Raw genomic sequence first — 14,618 nt, 5'->3', positions numbered from 1 at the left:
ATCCGATTGGGAGGATAATGTATGGATTATATCGTAAAAAGACGATTTAACAGCAAGCTGACCACCGGGATGGTGGGCATAATCATCTGTTTTGCCTACGCTCTCATTTACTGGCCGGTTTGGGCGACAGTGGCCAAAGCTTTCATTACGGCAACGGCTGCGGCAGGGCTCCAAGCCGTAGAACCCGCTCTGGCCAAAAATTTCGTAAGCACGTTTGTGGAAGGAACCTTTTTTTGGTGCAGTATCAGTGCCTGGGTCTGGCAGACTCTGATATTTGGCAACTATGGAAAATATGCATTGACGAAGAAACAACCCGGTGCCGGAATCTGGTATACCTTTCTCAGTTTTGTCTGTGGGATCGCTGCTTATTTCATTTTGATATCTTTTATCGGTATCTGGTGGAAGCCCTTCAATCTTGCCATTATGTTTACTCCCAAAAATGCTGCCGAACTTCATTTGGCCCTTGAAGGATGGGAAGCTGCCAATTTCTATGTCCTTCCTGTGCTTATCGCCCAAATTCCTTTTGTGTCTCTATTTCAAAAGAAACCATGGGCCGGTAATTTGAAGCCTCCCCTTGACGGCTTAGCTGTGATGATGATGAGCACCGTATTTGCTTTACTGGTTTGGTTTGCCATGTTCATTCCCAGCTTTATGAACTTTCAACTGGGCGGGCACGACATTATCACTCAGCCCATGGGATCCTGGCCGGCGGTGCTGGCCTTCTGTCAAGGATTTATTCTCTGGTTCCTCATTCCGGCGGAAGGCGGGGAAGGTTATCCTTATAAGCTTATTACCGGAAAACAGCCTTGGATGGGGCTTATCGGTGTAGTGGGGGCTCTAATACTAGGCGGCTATTTAACTCCTGCTCTTTATGTCGCTTTGATTCATGCTTTTAACATCAATCCCGGAGTTAATTCGTACGTTACAGCCGCTTCCCTGGAGCTGTCAGTCATTGTTGCCATGTTGTGCTGGCATCACCTGTTCGATGACTACCCCGGCGCCGAAATCGTCTCAAGTCCTGCCAAGCGGGTTGCTATCCGACTCGTGATCTGGCTTGGGCTTGGAACTGTTTTTGGCCTTACCTGGCTTAAAGTTTACAAACTTCTTCCATTTGCCGGGAATGATCTCGGAATGGGCTTCCCGGTCATGGGCGTTCTGGCTGGTCAATTTGCCTTACTCATGGTATTCCTCTATTTCAACACCTTCTTTGACAAATGGCCGCTTGTCTATAAAGAAGCAGTAGTTAGAAATGACCAGGGAGTTAGTTTGTAAAAGAAAATAATCCCATATAAACAATTACGACATAAATATTAAAGATTTATGTATTAAAACTTTGAAGAATATTGGGTAGTAGAGTGAAAGCCGACTGGGTTGCGTTAGTGATTCAGCGGCTTTTTTATTGTTAAAAATTTATTTTTTAACAATAAATTAACCTGTTTTTCATTTTGAATTAACACGGAGCGAATAAACTTGAAATGGCTTAAATAATAAATTACAACTCCAAACCGGCGGGGGGAATGTCAAAATGCCTAAAATATTATTAATCGAAGATGAACAGGTCATTCAAGAGCTTGTGACGTTCAATTTAACGCGGGAAGGATATGACGTTAAAGTTGCCGGAGATGGTAAAAAAGGATTGGAGATGGTTTATGCTGAACATCCTGATTTAGTGATGTTAGATGTAATGCTGCCTGAGTTGGATGGATATGAAGTTTGTAAGGCAATTCGATCAAATTCAGATACAACAAACCTGCCGATAATCATGTTAAGTGCGAGGGATGAAGTAGCGGATAAAGTAATCGGACTGGAATTAGGAGCAGACGATTATGTAACAAAACCCTTCAGCACTCGAGAATTATTGGCTCGGGTTAAGGCTAGATTTCGTGAAGGTAAACGCAGCGGTGAACCGGAAAAAGAAAAATCCATTCTTTGGGGAGAACTTGAATTATGGCCAGATAGTTACATTGTCACTTTAGCGGGAGAAAACATGAATTTAACAGCTAAGGAATTTGAACTATTGCATATCTTTCTAAAAAGACCGAATCAAGTTTTTAGTCGTGAATATCTTATGCAGAAAGTATGGGGTTATCAAGCAAGCGGTGATACACGAACCGTGGATGTCCATATCAGTAATTTAAGAAATAAACTTAAGTCTCTGGGTCCAGTCATCGAGTCTGTACGGGGCATCGGTTATCGATTTGCTTCTATTACTTCAAATCAAGCAGCAAAAAATTAACATACCTTTTACGATTATTTCATTGTTAATTAACAAACATTAACTATAATTCATTTTGTAAATTGCTTCAAATAATTTAAGAGTGAATTTAAGGGGGAAATTAAAACATGTTTAAATCGAAGTCCAGAATCGCTATTGTTAGCACAGCTTTAGTTGCCTTATTAGCTCTCGCAGGTTGCGGACAAGCTGCTGCACCTCAAGGGGCAGCACAATCTGCTACAATTGACAAGAAAACGATTACGGCAGCTGGATCAACTGCGCTGCAACCGTTGGCTCAAGCTGCTGCAAAAGATTTCATGGCTAAGAATAACGGAGTACAAGTAAATATCAGCGGCGGCGGATCTTTCACAGGATTAAACAATGTTGCAAGCGGATCTGTTGATATCGGTAGTTCGGATGTAACGGTTGATTCTGCTCCAGATTTAAAAGACAAAGGATTGGTTGACCATCAAGTTGCAGTTGAGCCTTTCCTCATCATTGTCAATAAAGATGTAACTGTTGATGATTTAAGCCAAGCCCAACTAACAGATATCTTTACAGGTAAAATTACAAACTGGAAAGAAGTTGGCGGTAAAGACGTAAAAATTACAATCATTGGTCGTGCGGCTTCCTCTGGTTCCCGGGCAACCATCAGCAAAGTTGTAATGGGCGGTAAGGATTTCACATCTGCAGCAACAGCACAGGATTCAACAGGTAACTTAATTACAGGTGTAGCACAAACTCCTGGATCAATTGGTTATATCGATGCAGCATATTTGAAAGATACTGTAAAAGCTCTGAAATATAATGGTGTAGCTTATAGTGCAGATGCAGTTATCAGTGGAAAATACCCAATCTATGCTTTTGGTCATATGTATACCAAAGGAGAGGCTACAGGAACGGTTAAAGCTTATCTCGACTACATCATGAGCGCTGACTTCCAAAACGCAAATGTTGAAAAAGCTGGTTTCATTCCTGTCAGCAAAATGAAAAAATAATGGAATCTATTGAAGGAATTCGATAGATCGTAAAATATAATCCTAACCCTTAAGGAGATGACGATCTCAATGAGGGGTTAGGATTTATTTTTAAAAAATTTTTTAACATAAACTTAACAATAGGTTAATTCGCACTTAACAGAGGGAAGCTAAAGTTAATTATGAAAGATTTGTCGAACATTATTAAATAAAAGGTTTCGAGTTTAATGGAGGTGGAGGTATTGCCTCAAAGAAGGTCCATGGTTTATTTTAACGATCGTTTGTTTCGATACCTTTTTATCGCGAGTGCAATTCTCGTTTCGCTGATCATCGTTTCAATCATTTGGTTTGTAGGGAATCAAGGGTTGGCAACCTTCCGTCAAACAAGTATTGTCGAGTTTTTTACGAGCAGTGTTTGGAATCCAAGCAACGGAAAATTTGGTGCACTTACATTTATTACTGGGTCTATTGCCTCGACCATAATTGCTATTCTCATTGGAGGTCCTTTAGGATTAGCAGGTGCGGTATTTTTAGCTAAAATTGCTCCGAATCGCGTGAGAAGGGTTATGCGCCCGGCTACCGACCTTTTTGCGGGTATCCCATCCGTTGTTTACGGTTATGTCGGCATAACGGTTATTGTGGATATCATACGCAAAACATCAAAATCCCCAACTGGTTTTGGCCTGCTGGCAAGTTCAATTGTTTTGGCGATTATGATTCTGCCGACAGTTATTAGTATTACAGAAGATACACTGCGTTCGTTACCGGATACTTATGAAGAAGCCTCATTAGCCTTAGGTGCAACGCGTTGGCAAACGATCTGGAGAGTATTGGTTCCAGCTGCAACACCAGGTATTATGACTGCTCTAATTTTAGCTATGGCACGGGCTATTGGTGAGACTATGGCTGTTCAAATGGTTATTGGAAATTCTTCACGATTCCCCGAATCGCTCGTTAGCCCAACTTCAACTTTGACGAGTAATATTGTCATGGAGATGGGGAACACTCCTTTTGGTTCGACATGGAATAATGCTTTATTTATGATGTCCCTTATTCTTTTACTGATTTCCCTTATTCTTATTATCCTCGTGCGCGTTGCTGCAAGAAGGGGGGCAGTTCGATGAGTCCTAAAAAAATAGATAAGATCGCAACTGGAGTTCTCTGGTTAGCGGCCTTGATAATTCTTGGAATTCTTGTTTGGTTTCTTGTCTATATTCTTGGCAGAGGGTTACCTTACCTTAATATTCAATTTTTAACGGGTTCGGATGGGGTTGGGGCTCAACTTTTCAATTCCTTTTATATTCTTTTCCTTTCCTTGCTCTTCTCTTTACCCATTGGAGTAGGAGCGGGCATCTATTTAGCTGAATATGCGCCTCAGAATAAGCTGACGGATTTAATTCGACTAAGCACAGAGAGTTTAGCCAGCGTACCCTCGATTGTTTTTGGATTATTTGGTATGATTATTTTTGTTAATAAGCTTGGGCTTGGCTTTTCCATCCTTGGCGGTTCGGCAACTTTAGCCTTATTAAATTTACCGATTTTAGTCCGTGTAACCGAAGATTCCCTGCGGGCTGTTCCTTCGAGCTATCGAGAAGCTAGTCTCGCACTTGGAGCCACGATGTGGCAAACCATACGCAAGGTTATACTGCCTACGGCTTTACCTGGTATTGTAACTGGGGTGACCTTAGTTGCCGGTCGTGCTCTAGGTGAAACGGCAATTTTAATTTTTACAGCAGGGATGAATGTCTCGCGTCATCTCTTTGATACGAACCCAATGGCGGCGGGAGAAACTTTGGCTGTTCATTTATTTGCAGTGAAGTCCAATCCTCTTCCGGGTACAAATGCGGATGCGATCGCTAATGGAACTGCAGCGCTGCTCATTATTATGGTCCTTATTTTTAATATTATATTAGCCTTGCCAAGTCGCTGGTTGCAAAAACGACTTCTCGGCAAAAACGAATAAAGGAGACTCCATTTATGAGGAATAAAATCGTTGTTGAGAATCTAGATTTATACTACGGCGATCATAAGGCTTTATCGGATATCAGTCTCACCATGCCTGAGAAAAGTGTAACAGCACTCATTGGACCATCAGGTTGTGGTAAGTCGACATTTGTACGTAGTTTAAATCGAATGCACGATTTGTTGCCGAATGTTAAAATCTTTGGCAAGATTAAGATTGACGACCAAGATATTTATGCGTCAGATACTGATATTGCTCTTCTAAGAAAACGTGTAGGAATGGTTTTTCAAAGACCGAATCCTTTTCCCAAATCCGTCTATGAAAATGTTGCTTATGGCCCACGTATCCATGGTGAGACTTCTAAAGCCCGATTAGATGAGATTGTTGAAGCGAGTCTGCGCGGCGCTGTTTTATGGAATGAAGTCAAAGATCGTTTACACAAAAGTGCACTTGGACTTTCGGGGGGGCAGCAGCAAAGATTATGCATTGCACGGTTGTTGGCAGTTGAACCTGAGGTATTGTTAATGGATGAACCTACTTCGGCTCTTGATCCGATTTCTACGATGAAAATTGAAGAGTTGGTAACGGAATTGAAATTAAAGTATACTATTGTTATCGTCACGCATAATATGCATCAAGCATCTCGAATTTCTGACCAGACGGCGTTCTTCTTAAACGGTGATCTTGTAGAGGTTGATGAAACAGGTGTACTATTTACCCGACCCGCAGATCAGAGAACTGAAGATTACATTTCCGGTCGTTTTGGTTAATAAAGGGGGCATCTAGAGTGACAACTCGCCATTTATTTGATGAAGCTTTAGAAGATTTGAATCAGAAAATATATCAGTTAGGAGAATTGGTGCGGAGCCAAATTGATATCGCTATCAAATCCCTTGTAAATCAAGATTTAGAGCTTGCGAATCAAGTCATTACTGGAGATCTCCAGGTGAATGAACTACAAGCAAAAATTGAAGAGCAATGCACTCTTCTCATGGCAACTCAACAACCGTTTGCGAAGGATTTGCGTAAAATTGTTGCTAACTTTAAGATTTCTATCAACCTCGAGCGGATAGGAGATCACGCGGTTGATATTGCGAAACAATCGCTGCGTATTGGCTCTCAAGAGTTAATGAAACCTCTCATTGATCTCCCGCGTATGGCAGAGCTTGTTCGGGAAATGGTGGCACAAGGCTTAGAGGCGTGTAAAAATGAAAACGTTGAAGAAGCAATGGCCATGGCAGCAAAAGATGATATGGTCGATCATTTATATAATCAGATTTTCCGTGAATTACTCGTTTTAATGATTGAGAAACCGTCGACGATTAACCAAGCGACGTACTTATTGTTTGCAGGGAGATTCCTTGAGCGGATGGGAGATTATTGCACAAATATTTCAGAAGAAACAATTTATGTAGTCACAGGAAAACGGTCAGACTTAAATTAGATAATAAGAGAAAAAGGCTTTGAATCATTGATTGGTTCAAAGCCTTTTATACTTTTTGCTGAAAAATAATCTATATTTAACAGTAAATTAATTAGAGGTTAACAAAGCTTATTTATAATAAAAGTAATTCATGCCTTCCCCTTACCATATAGGGGAGCTAAAACTCCCCTAAAATTTTTTTTTGAAAGGAGTGAACATGTTGAACGAAGAAAACTCACTTGTTATTAATGAAATTTTGCAAAGAGTTGGGCTAGAGCCTATAGGGCCTTCAATACGAAAATTGCCAATGAATCGAAAATCCTTACCTCGAAAAAAAGAAATTAAAGAAGCGCCACGAATTAAACCAGAATCTCATAACGTTTGAGTTCTGGTTTTTTAGATTAATGGATTTCAAGAATCAATTTTGTTATCAAAGCATCTGCGATTTTTGCATGGTATCTTATGATCACAACAAGGAGTTGTGGTATTAAACAACAAACTTATGTTTTTAACGGATTCGGAAGAAATATATAATGTGATCGAGGGAACAAGAGCAAGCGGTTTCAGAAAATGTTCTCATTTGTTAAAGGGAGTGAAAGCTTTGAGGAATGAATTGGAAACAGAAAAACACTTAATTACTTTACAAACTGAGTCTGAAGAAAAGTTTTTAGCTAAGCTTAGATCAGGAAAATATTCGATAGAAAACCCTCTCGTCGTTGAAAATCCGTATCTGATTAATCCACTTGCTGCAGTCATTTGTTTTAATACAGATGAAGAGACAACGGCTGAAATAACGGTAAAGGGTAAAGCCGTTGAGGGGGATTTAACCCATACCTTTGCGGCAGCCAAAGAGCATGTATTACCGATTTATGGATTATACGACAATTATGAGAACACTGTTGTTCTAACCCTAGGCAATGGCCAAACATCACAGGTTAAGATTAAAGTGGAAGAACTCGATGTTAATAGGGCTCTTTATTGCCGAACCACGCCGGAGTATTTCGGGAAAGATTTAATGCTGATTTCAACCACAACTCCTTTAATCGATTCGGCAAAAACTGCCGGCTTCGATTATGCGGGTGATTTAAGATGGGTAATAACCAATAAACAAAGCTGGGATATTAAAAAACTAGAGAATGGAAGACTTATGGTAACTTCCTATAGGACAGTGCAAAAACCCTACTATACTGCCGGGCTTATGGAAATGGATTTCTGCGGTAAAATCTATAAGGAATATCGCCTGCCGGGGGGGTTCCATCATGATGCCATCGAGTTGGAAAATGGGCACATCTTATCCGCGTCTGACAATGACTTCGATGAATCGGTAGAAGATTATGTAGTTGAGATTGATCAGAAAACTGGAAAAGTACTAAAATCCTGGGATTTGCTCAAGATTTTATCCAGAGAAAAAGGAAATGCGGGAGATTGGAATCACCATGATTGGTTCCACAATAACGCGGTTTGGTATGACAAAGCGACGAACTCCATAACCATGTCCGGAAGACATAAAGATGCAATTATCAACTTCAATTATGATACAGGAAAATTGAACTGGATTCTTGGTGATCCTGAAGGCTGGGGAGAGGAGTGGCAGAAATATTTCTTCAAGAATGTAACCAAGGGAGAGTTCGACTGGCAATATGAACAGCATGCCGCAAGAATTTTACCGAATGGTGATGTATTTGTCTTTGATAATGGAACCTATAGAGCTAAAAACGAAGCGAATCGAGTTCCGCCCGAAGAGAACTTCTCCAGAGGGGTAATCTATAGAATTGACCCTGACAAAATGGAAATTGAACAAGTTTGGCAGTATGGTAAAGAAAGAGGAGCTGAATTCTATTCGCCATATATCTCCAATGTAGACTATTATGATAAAGGACATTATATGATTCACTCCGGCGGTATCGCCACCTACAGAGGAAAACACACCGACGGCTTGGGTGCAATGCTCTTGAACAAATATAAAGATGAACACATTCATTTAACTTTAGAGTCCATTACTGTCGAAGTTCAAGATGACGAAGTTAAATATGAGCTGAAAGTTCAGGGAGGCAATTATTATAGAGCAAGAAAAATCAGTCCATATGATGAAAAGACGAACCTGGTTTTAGGTAAGGGTGAATTTCTAGGTGGCTTTGGAGTAACCCCAGAGTTTATGAAAATTAAGTTTAAAGATGCTGAGGTAGGACTTCCAGAAAAACATAATTTAAATTTAGTCCTTGAAGAAGACAGGTTGGCTCTTCGCGCAACCTTTAGAGAAGGATCAGAAGTTATCCTTGAATTAAAAGGCCAAAATGAATCAAAGTTCTATTCCATATCAACGGTTGTTCATGATGTTACGGCAGCCTGTGTTTCGTTTGAAGTACAAAACGATAATGATTTCCAATTTTATGTGAACAGGGAAGGATTATCGGGTGATTACGATATTTATTTAAACATCGATAATAAAAGATATGACACCCAATTATCAGCAAATTTTTAGACAATACTAAATACAAAAGGTTAGGCTATGATTGATAACTGCGTCTCAAAAGCCTAACCTCTATTAATTCTGAATATCCTTGGTGTATGTTTTACCGTGAAGCAGAAGCTAAGTGGTAAATTTTAGCTTTTTTATTAAAATAAGACTTATAAGAATCTCTTATACGAAGATGTTCACTTTAACTTGGTGGGCATCTTTTTCTTTGTTATGGCCAACTTACCAATATGAGGCCCATGGAATATAATGCCAATATATGAAACTAAAAGGAGAAAACATCATGAGCAAGGAAAAATCGGATTCGAGAGAAATATCTTTTTTAATCGGCGGACTTTTAGTTCATGAACTGGCAGTAATTATTGCTTTGTTGCTTCTAATCCTGATTGACTCGGATGGGCCATGCTGTGAGGGGTCATGCTGTCATGGGGCCTGTGAAGTGAATAACTCAGATGAAATTGAACCTGAAGATGAGGAATAATTGTTATTAGTATACGTTTACCTTTACCTTTACCTTTCAGTTACCCACTTGGGTTTAAAGCCTGAGTGGGTAATCTCAAAGGCTATATTCAGTTATTTATTAAAATGAAATAGCAATCCACAGGGTTAAAGAGTCCAAGTATTCGCGGAAGGGTGAACGTAATGCAAACTGGAATTTTGGCGCTTCTCGGAAAAACAGTCACGCTCATGGAAAACCTAGGGTTTTTGTGGCTTGTTCATACTGGCTTTGAACTGGATCTTTGGAAATTACTACAACAAGAAAGGTCAAAGGAAGAACTATTAGAACTAAATCCTGAATGGGACCCGATTTTATTCGACCACTGGCTTGAGCAAGCGAAAATTCAAGGTTTAATTCTTCAAACGGATAGTAAATACAGCTTAACCCGTATTGGAAAGGCTGTTGATTTCTATCGTGACTTTGGTCTTGAGGCTATGTATAAAGAATTTGTCCTTTATTGGGGCGCTATTTTTGCTGAACTCCCTAACCGCATAACGACTCAGGTTTCCCCAGTGCAAATGGAAAGCGAAATGGAGAATGAGTTGATTTCGAAAGCGTCAAGAGCTTCAGAACATTTTGCTTGGCCCTTGCTCAAAGCAAAATGTGAAAAAGAACACTGGCGAAGGATTCTTGATGTCGGTTGCGGGGAAGGGATTTATCTGAGGAAGCTGATCGAAGAATTCCCCAAAGTTCAGGGAGTAGGAGTAGATGTTAATTCATCTGTAGTTGAACGAGCAAGGCTTCTTGCAAAGCCTTTTGAAGATCGGCTGCAGTTTAATTGCCTAAACATCTTAGATCAGGATGCCCCGGTCGAAAAATATGATTGTTGTTTACTGAATAATAATCTTTACTATTTCTCGACAGAACAACGAATAGAACTTATTGAGCAGATAAAGACATGGCTTGTGCCGGGAGGATGGATTGGCATTCTGACGGCACTTCGCGGGGAAAATTCTTCGATTCCTTTTATCCAAACACACATTCCCCAAAACTTGATGAGTTTTTTCCTGGCTTGTCATAAAGGATTTGAAGGGCTGCCCTATAAACAAGAGGTTCGTAACCTTTTGCAAGATTCAGGATTTCGTGAGATAGAAGTTATACCATTGCCGTTAAAGGTCTCTCATTATTTCTTTGCACGAACTTAAATGGGAAAAGAAAACCCAGTTAAAAAATATAGAAATAGGGTGGGTGGAGTGTGCTTGAAGTGAGTGAACTCACGAAAATCTATCGTGAGGGGCGAGGTATAAGAAATCTTTCCTTCCAAATGAATTCGGGGACAACCTTTGGATTTTTAGGACCTAACGGAGCCGGAAAAACAACAACAATTCGCCTTCTTATGGGATTTATGAAGCCGGATCAGGGCAGCGCAAGAATTTGGGGGCTGGATTGCTGGAAAAATCGTACAGAGTTAAAGAGCATCGTTAGTTATCTGCCTGGGGAACTTCATTTTATAGAACAACAGACCGGCCAGGAATTTTTAGATTTAATTGAGGGAATGCATGGAGAACGCAGAGATATTAAGAGGAATCAAATTGAACTTCTCCGTTCTCTCGAACTGGATCCAAAACAACGAATCCGAAAAATGTCCAAAGGAATGAAGCAGAAATTAGGCATTGTTGCTGCATTTATGCTGGATTCCCAGGTTCTTATTTTAGATGAGCCGACATCAGGACTTGATCCGTTGATGCAAAAGACTTTTGTCGAATTGATTCTGGAGGAAAAGAAAAAAGGAAAAACCATTTTTATGTCTTCACACCAATTCTCCGAAATTGAAAGAACGTGTGAACAAGCAGCGATTATTCGAGAGGGCGAACTCCTTAATATACAAGATGTTGCCTCACTCAAACGAAATGAACGTCAAACGTTTGAAGTCGAGGTTGAGGGAGAAGAAGACGCGGAGTTTCTACGGCAAAGCGGCCTAACGATTTACGCTTTAGGGAAAAGTAGATTTACTATTATTCTTGCAGATAAACAGGAATTGCTATGGAAAACTCTTGCCCAGATTCACGTTAAGCGATTTAAACAAGGAACTCTCGAGCTTGAAGAGGCATTTATGCAATATTATCGCTGAAGAAAGGGGGGATCGAGTTTGAACAGGGCATTATTTCGAGCGATGATGAAGCAGAATGGCAAAAAAATAGCAAAACTTGCAACGGGGATTGTTCTTTATGAAGGGCTGTTAACCTGGGTTTATCCTGTCATATCTGAAAATCCAGCCGTAGCGCAAATCGCGGAATCCCTGCCCTCAACCGTTAAAACCGTATTTGGAGTTTCCGAGGAGGCCCGCATGGATACGTTTGAAGCCTTTATATCGGGCCAATTTTTTGCACGGATTTGGGCAATGCTCATGGCTTTATATAACGTAGAGACGGCAAATGAGCTTTTGGCCAAAATGGTTGATGACGGGACACTTGCCCTGCTTCTCTCAACCCCGGTTTCACGAAATGAATTTTTTGCTACCCAAGCGCTTGTGCTGCTCAGCGGAAATGCTCTTCTCGTCTTTTTTACGCTGCTGAGTTTATATGTGGGAACCTTCATCTTTGAAATTTCTATTGATCGTTGGAGTTATTTTCGTTTTGGAATCCTTGGCTTTACCTTTTATTCTCTAATGGGAGCGTATAGCCTATTTTTCTCAGCTTTACATGCTGAGGGGGAGCTAACGCTTACCTTTGCTGCCGGGTTAACATTGATCTTTTATGCCTTGGATGTTACGGGTGGACTCAGTGATCAATTATCTTGGGTTCGCAGGTTATCGCTTTTTCAATGTTATCAGCCTCAAGAAATATTGGAGGGGTCCATGGACCCTATGGGGAGGATAATAGGACTTGGTATTGGAACTCTAATTCTTTTTTATTTAGCCATGAAGGTCTTTGATGGGAAAGATTTAGCTCTATAACGAAGGTTATGAAGCGGGGATCGTGAGTATGATGGAAATACCGTTTAGGCATTTTGCCCGTTATTCTGAAATTATCTCTATTTTGATTCGCTATGGTTTGGGCTATTTTGTCCTGGAACAGATTCCGTTGCCCAAAGGAGCCGGTTTAATCGGTTCTAAACGTCATTACTCAGAGGCAGAGCTGACACTGATCGGAGTCCGTTTACGAGAAGCTCTCACGGAACTTGGACCAACATTTATTAAAATGGGCCAATTGGTCGGCAATCGTACCGATATCATTCCGCAACCCGTTGCTGCAGAATTAACAAAGCTTCAAGATCGAGTTCGTCCCTTCCCCTTTGTGCAAGTACGTCAGGTTATTGAACAAGCGCTGCAGCAACGGCTGGATGCTGCTTTTCAAGAATTTGATCCAAGGCCCTTAGCGGCAGCATCACTCGGACAAGTGCATCAGGCTGTTTTATATAGCGGAGAAAAGGCAGCTGTAAAAGTTCAACGCCCTCGCGTCCGAGAAGTTGCAGAAGTTGACTTAGAAATTTTTAGCTTCCTGATATCTAAGTTTGAACAAAGAACAGAATGGGGAAAACGATATCCCCTAAAGACGATTTTTAACGAGTTTTCCAAAACATTATTGGAAGAACTGGATTTTTTCAATGAAGGTCGCAACACTGAACAGTTAGCCCGGCTAAATCGGAAAAATTCAAACTTTGTCATTCCTAAAATTTACTGGGAATTTACGAAGGCCACAGTTTTAACTCAAGAATTTATTTCAGGAATCCCTCTTCACCAAATGATTGATGATCAAGACCTATCTATTAAAGGTGAAGAATATGATCGCTCACTTATAGCTAAACAACTTGGCCGAGGTTTACTTCGACAAATCCTTAGTGATGGATACTTTCACGGTGATCCTCATCCCGGGAATATTTTCATTCTGCCCGAGGGAAAAATTGCGTTAATCGATTTTGGAGTTTTAGGAACGTTAACACAGTCAATGCGTTATCAGCTTGCAGAGCTTATTATGGCTCTTCTTCGAGGGAAGGACGAGCGGCTCTTTGAAGTTATATCGCAGATGGGGATTGTTCCACAGCAAATCGATCAGACTCAATTCTTGAAAGATATTTCCGGTTTGCGATCGAAGTATCTTAATCAATCGCAGGGAATCAGGGGAATAGGGGAAGGAGTTCAGGATTTCTTCAACCTTATCCATCATCATGGAATCTATTTGCCTTCCGAGTTTATTCTCGTTGGAAAAACTTTAATAACTCTTGAAGGATATTTATATCGCCTTGATCCAGAGTTCAGTCTGATTGAGCAGGTAAAACCCTATAGCCGGAAAATATTATGGGATAGATATAATCCGATCCATTTTCTTACGCGAATCCTTAGTTTCTCCTGAGAAACAGCGAGACGAATCGGCTTAATTGAGTAAATCTCTTCTCAAAGCATATTGATATATTAAACATCTTTTGTTAAGATGAGTATTAAGCTGAACTGAAAATGGAAATTAAAGATTCATAGTTATAAAGAGTGTGAGGCCCTAAGATTAACTGTGAAAGCGGAAGGATAAGCCCGAAAAGTCATCCCTATGATTTTCGGGCTTTTTATTTTTGCGCTATGCTCAGTGATTCATTTGGCGGTGAAATATGTTGAGGGGGTAAGGTTAAATCATGTTTATGTATGTGTTTTCGATTGCGCTTATTGTTGGATCTAATATCTTTTATAATATATGTTCAAAATCAATACCCGCAAAAGCAAATCCGTTTTCTTCATTGTTTATTACGTATTTAACGGGAGCCGTTGTCACTCTTATCGCCTTTCAACTGACTAAAACGGATAAAGGGTTTTTTAAAACACTGGGCGATCTAAACTGGACAAGTATAGTTCTTGGTGTTTCTATTGTGGGTCTGGAATTTGGATATATTATGGCCTATAGGGCAGGCTGGAACATAAGCATAGGTTCTTTGGTTGCAAATATAATTCTTGCGCTTGTACTTATTCCCATTGGAGTGTTTTTTTATAAAGAGGGATTCGGTACAAATCAATTATTGGGCATAGCAATTTGTGTTATTGGATTAATATTGATTAACAAAAAATAGGGTAAAAATGTCTAATTAAAAGAATCTAAAAGAGGAAGCCCAGAAATAATTATCTCTGGCTTCCTCGCTTTTT

At 40.2% G+C, this 14,618-nt stretch carries 15 protein-coding genes; all 15 read left to right on the top strand.

All coding sequences use genetic code 11. The features are described 5' to 3' along the window. Window positions 1-21: 21 nt before the first annotated feature. The 15 genes from ACHOLT_RS19120 to ACHOLT_RS19050 all read left to right on the top strand — a co-directional run bounded on the left by ACHOLT_RS19120 (window position 22) and on the right by ACHOLT_RS19050 (window position 14,545). On the top strand, window positions 22-1,272 hold the full coding sequence (locus tag ACHOLT_RS19120; RefSeq protein WP_425803946.1) for a hypothetical protein: 1,251 nt from the start codon (window positions 22-24) through the stop codon (window positions 1,270-1,272). Between the two features lie 253 nt (window positions 1,273-1,525). Then, a complete protein-coding gene (locus ACHOLT_RS19115) occupies window positions 1,526-2,236 on the top strand; it encodes a response regulator transcription factor (RefSeq protein WP_425803943.1) in 711 nt (236 codons plus the stop codon). A gap of 107 nt (window positions 2,237-2,343) precedes the next feature. Next, window positions 2,344-3,213: a phosphate ABC transporter substrate-binding protein gene (locus tag ACHOLT_RS19110; protein ID WP_425803941.1), complete on the top strand. Its 870-nt coding sequence runs from the start codon at window positions 2,344-2,346 to the stop codon at window positions 3,211-3,213. Window positions 3,214-3,452: 239 nt separating this feature from the next. Beyond that, window positions 3,453-4,316, top strand: a complete 864-nt coding sequence (gene pstC, locus ACHOLT_RS19105; protein ID WP_425808175.1) for a phosphate ABC transporter permease subunit PstC — start codon at window positions 3,453-3,455, stop codon at window positions 4,314-4,316. After that, window positions 4,313-5,155, top strand: a complete 843-nt coding sequence (gene pstA, locus ACHOLT_RS19100) for a phosphate ABC transporter permease PstA (RefSeq protein WP_425803939.1) — start codon at window positions 4,313-4,315, stop codon at window positions 5,153-5,155. The genes pstC and pstA overlap by 4 nt, the downstream gene beginning before the upstream one ends. 14 nt (window positions 5,156-5,169) lie before the next feature. Further along, window positions 5,170-5,925 (top strand): phosphate ABC transporter ATP-binding protein PstB, encoded by a 756-nt coding sequence (gene pstB, locus ACHOLT_RS19095; protein ID WP_425803937.1) that lies wholly within the window; start codon window positions 5,170-5,172, stop codon window positions 5,923-5,925. A gap of 17 nt (window positions 5,926-5,942) precedes the next feature. Continuing rightward, complete coding sequence (gene phoU / locus ACHOLT_RS19090) at window positions 5,943-6,599, top strand: phosphate signaling complex protein PhoU (RefSeq protein WP_425803935.1); 657 nt, start codon at window positions 5,943-5,945, stop codon at window positions 6,597-6,599. Window positions 6,600-6,795: 196 nt separating this feature from the next. Next, window positions 6,796-6,963, top strand: a complete 168-nt coding sequence (locus ACHOLT_RS19085; protein ID WP_425803933.1) for a hypothetical protein — start codon at window positions 6,796-6,798, stop codon at window positions 6,961-6,963. 216 nt (window positions 6,964-7,179) lie between these two features. Continuing rightward, window positions 7,180-9,060 (top strand): aryl-sulfate sulfotransferase, encoded by a 1,881-nt coding sequence (locus ACHOLT_RS19080; protein ID WP_425803931.1) that lies wholly within the window; start codon window positions 7,180-7,182, stop codon window positions 9,058-9,060. Between the two features lie 277 nt (window positions 9,061-9,337). Then, window positions 9,338-9,535, top strand: a complete 198-nt coding sequence (locus tag ACHOLT_RS19075; protein ID WP_425803928.1) for a hypothetical protein — start codon at window positions 9,338-9,340, stop codon at window positions 9,533-9,535. 161 nt (window positions 9,536-9,696) lie between these two features. Beyond that, complete coding sequence (locus ACHOLT_RS19070; protein ID WP_425803925.1) at window positions 9,697-10,698, top strand: class I SAM-dependent methyltransferase; 1,002 nt, start codon at window positions 9,697-9,699, stop codon at window positions 10,696-10,698. A gap of 50 nt (window positions 10,699-10,748) precedes the next feature. After that, the gene (locus ACHOLT_RS19065) at window positions 10,749-11,624 is read left to right on the top strand and encodes an ABC transporter ATP-binding protein (RefSeq protein WP_425803923.1); all 876 of its coding nucleotides are present in this window, start codon (window positions 10,749-10,751) and stop codon (window positions 11,622-11,624) included. A gap of 18 nt (window positions 11,625-11,642) precedes the next feature. Continuing rightward, window positions 11,643-12,449, top strand: a complete 807-nt coding sequence (locus ACHOLT_RS19060; RefSeq protein WP_425803920.1) for an ABC transporter permease subunit — start codon at window positions 11,643-11,645, stop codon at window positions 12,447-12,449. Window positions 12,450-12,477: 28 nt separating this feature from the next. Further along, window positions 12,478-13,845, top strand: coding sequence for an ABC1 kinase family protein (locus tag ACHOLT_RS19055; protein ID WP_425803917.1), 1,368 nt, complete (start codon window positions 12,478-12,480; stop codon window positions 13,843-13,845). Window positions 13,846-14,116: 271 nt separating this feature from the next. Beyond that, window positions 14,117-14,545: an EamA family transporter gene (locus ACHOLT_RS19050; protein ID WP_425803915.1), complete on the top strand. Its 429-nt coding sequence runs from the start codon at window positions 14,117-14,119 to the stop codon at window positions 14,543-14,545. Window positions 14,546-14,618: the final 73 nt, after the last annotated feature.

This window comes from Desulfitobacterium nosdiversum, from assembly GCF_049860565.1.
Lineage (GTDB): Bacteria > Bacillota > Desulfitobacteriia > Desulfitobacteriales > Desulfitobacteriaceae > Desulfitobacterium_A > Desulfitobacterium_A nosdiversum.
The sequence above is the reverse complement of the archived record's forward strand: the minus strand, read 5'-3'. Positions and strand labels throughout refer to the sequence as shown.

Bases quoted from the DNA above. Each gene is read 5' to 3' on its own strand.
- pstA (WP_425803939.1), top strand. From the start codon at position 4,313: ATGAGTCCTAAAAAAATAGATAAGATCGCAACTGGAGTTCTCTGGTTA.
- ACHOLT_RS19110 (WP_425803941.1), top strand. From the start codon at position 2,344: ATGTTTAAATCGAAGTCCAGAATCGCTATTGTTAGCACAGCTTTAGTT.
- ACHOLT_RS19050 (WP_425803915.1), top strand. From the start codon at position 14,117: ATGTTTATGTATGTGTTTTCGATTGCGCTTATTGTTGGATCTAATATC.
- pstC (WP_425808175.1), top strand. From the start codon at position 3,453: ATGGTTTATTTTAACGATCGTTTGTTTCGATACCTTTTTATCGCGAGT.
- ACHOLT_RS19120 (WP_425803946.1), top strand. From the start codon at position 22: ATGGATTATATCGTAAAAAGACGATTTAACAGCAAGCTGACCACCGGG.
- pstB (WP_425803937.1), top strand. From the start codon at position 5,170: ATGAGGAATAAAATCGTTGTTGAGAATCTAGATTTATACTACGGCGAT.
- ACHOLT_RS19075 (WP_425803928.1), top strand. From the start codon at position 9,338: ATGAGCAAGGAAAAATCGGATTCGAGAGAAATATCTTTTTTAATCGGC.
- ACHOLT_RS19115 (WP_425803943.1), top strand. From the start codon at position 1,526: ATGCCTAAAATATTATTAATCGAAGATGAACAGGTCATTCAAGAGCTT.
- ACHOLT_RS19070 (WP_425803925.1), top strand. From the start codon at position 9,697: ATGCAAACTGGAATTTTGGCGCTTCTCGGAAAAACAGTCACGCTCATG.
- ACHOLT_RS19085 (WP_425803933.1), top strand. From the start codon at position 6,796: ATGTTGAACGAAGAAAACTCACTTGTTATTAATGAAATTTTGCAAAGA.
- ACHOLT_RS19055 (WP_425803917.1), top strand. From the start codon at position 12,478: ATGATGGAAATACCGTTTAGGCATTTTGCCCGTTATTCTGAAATTATC.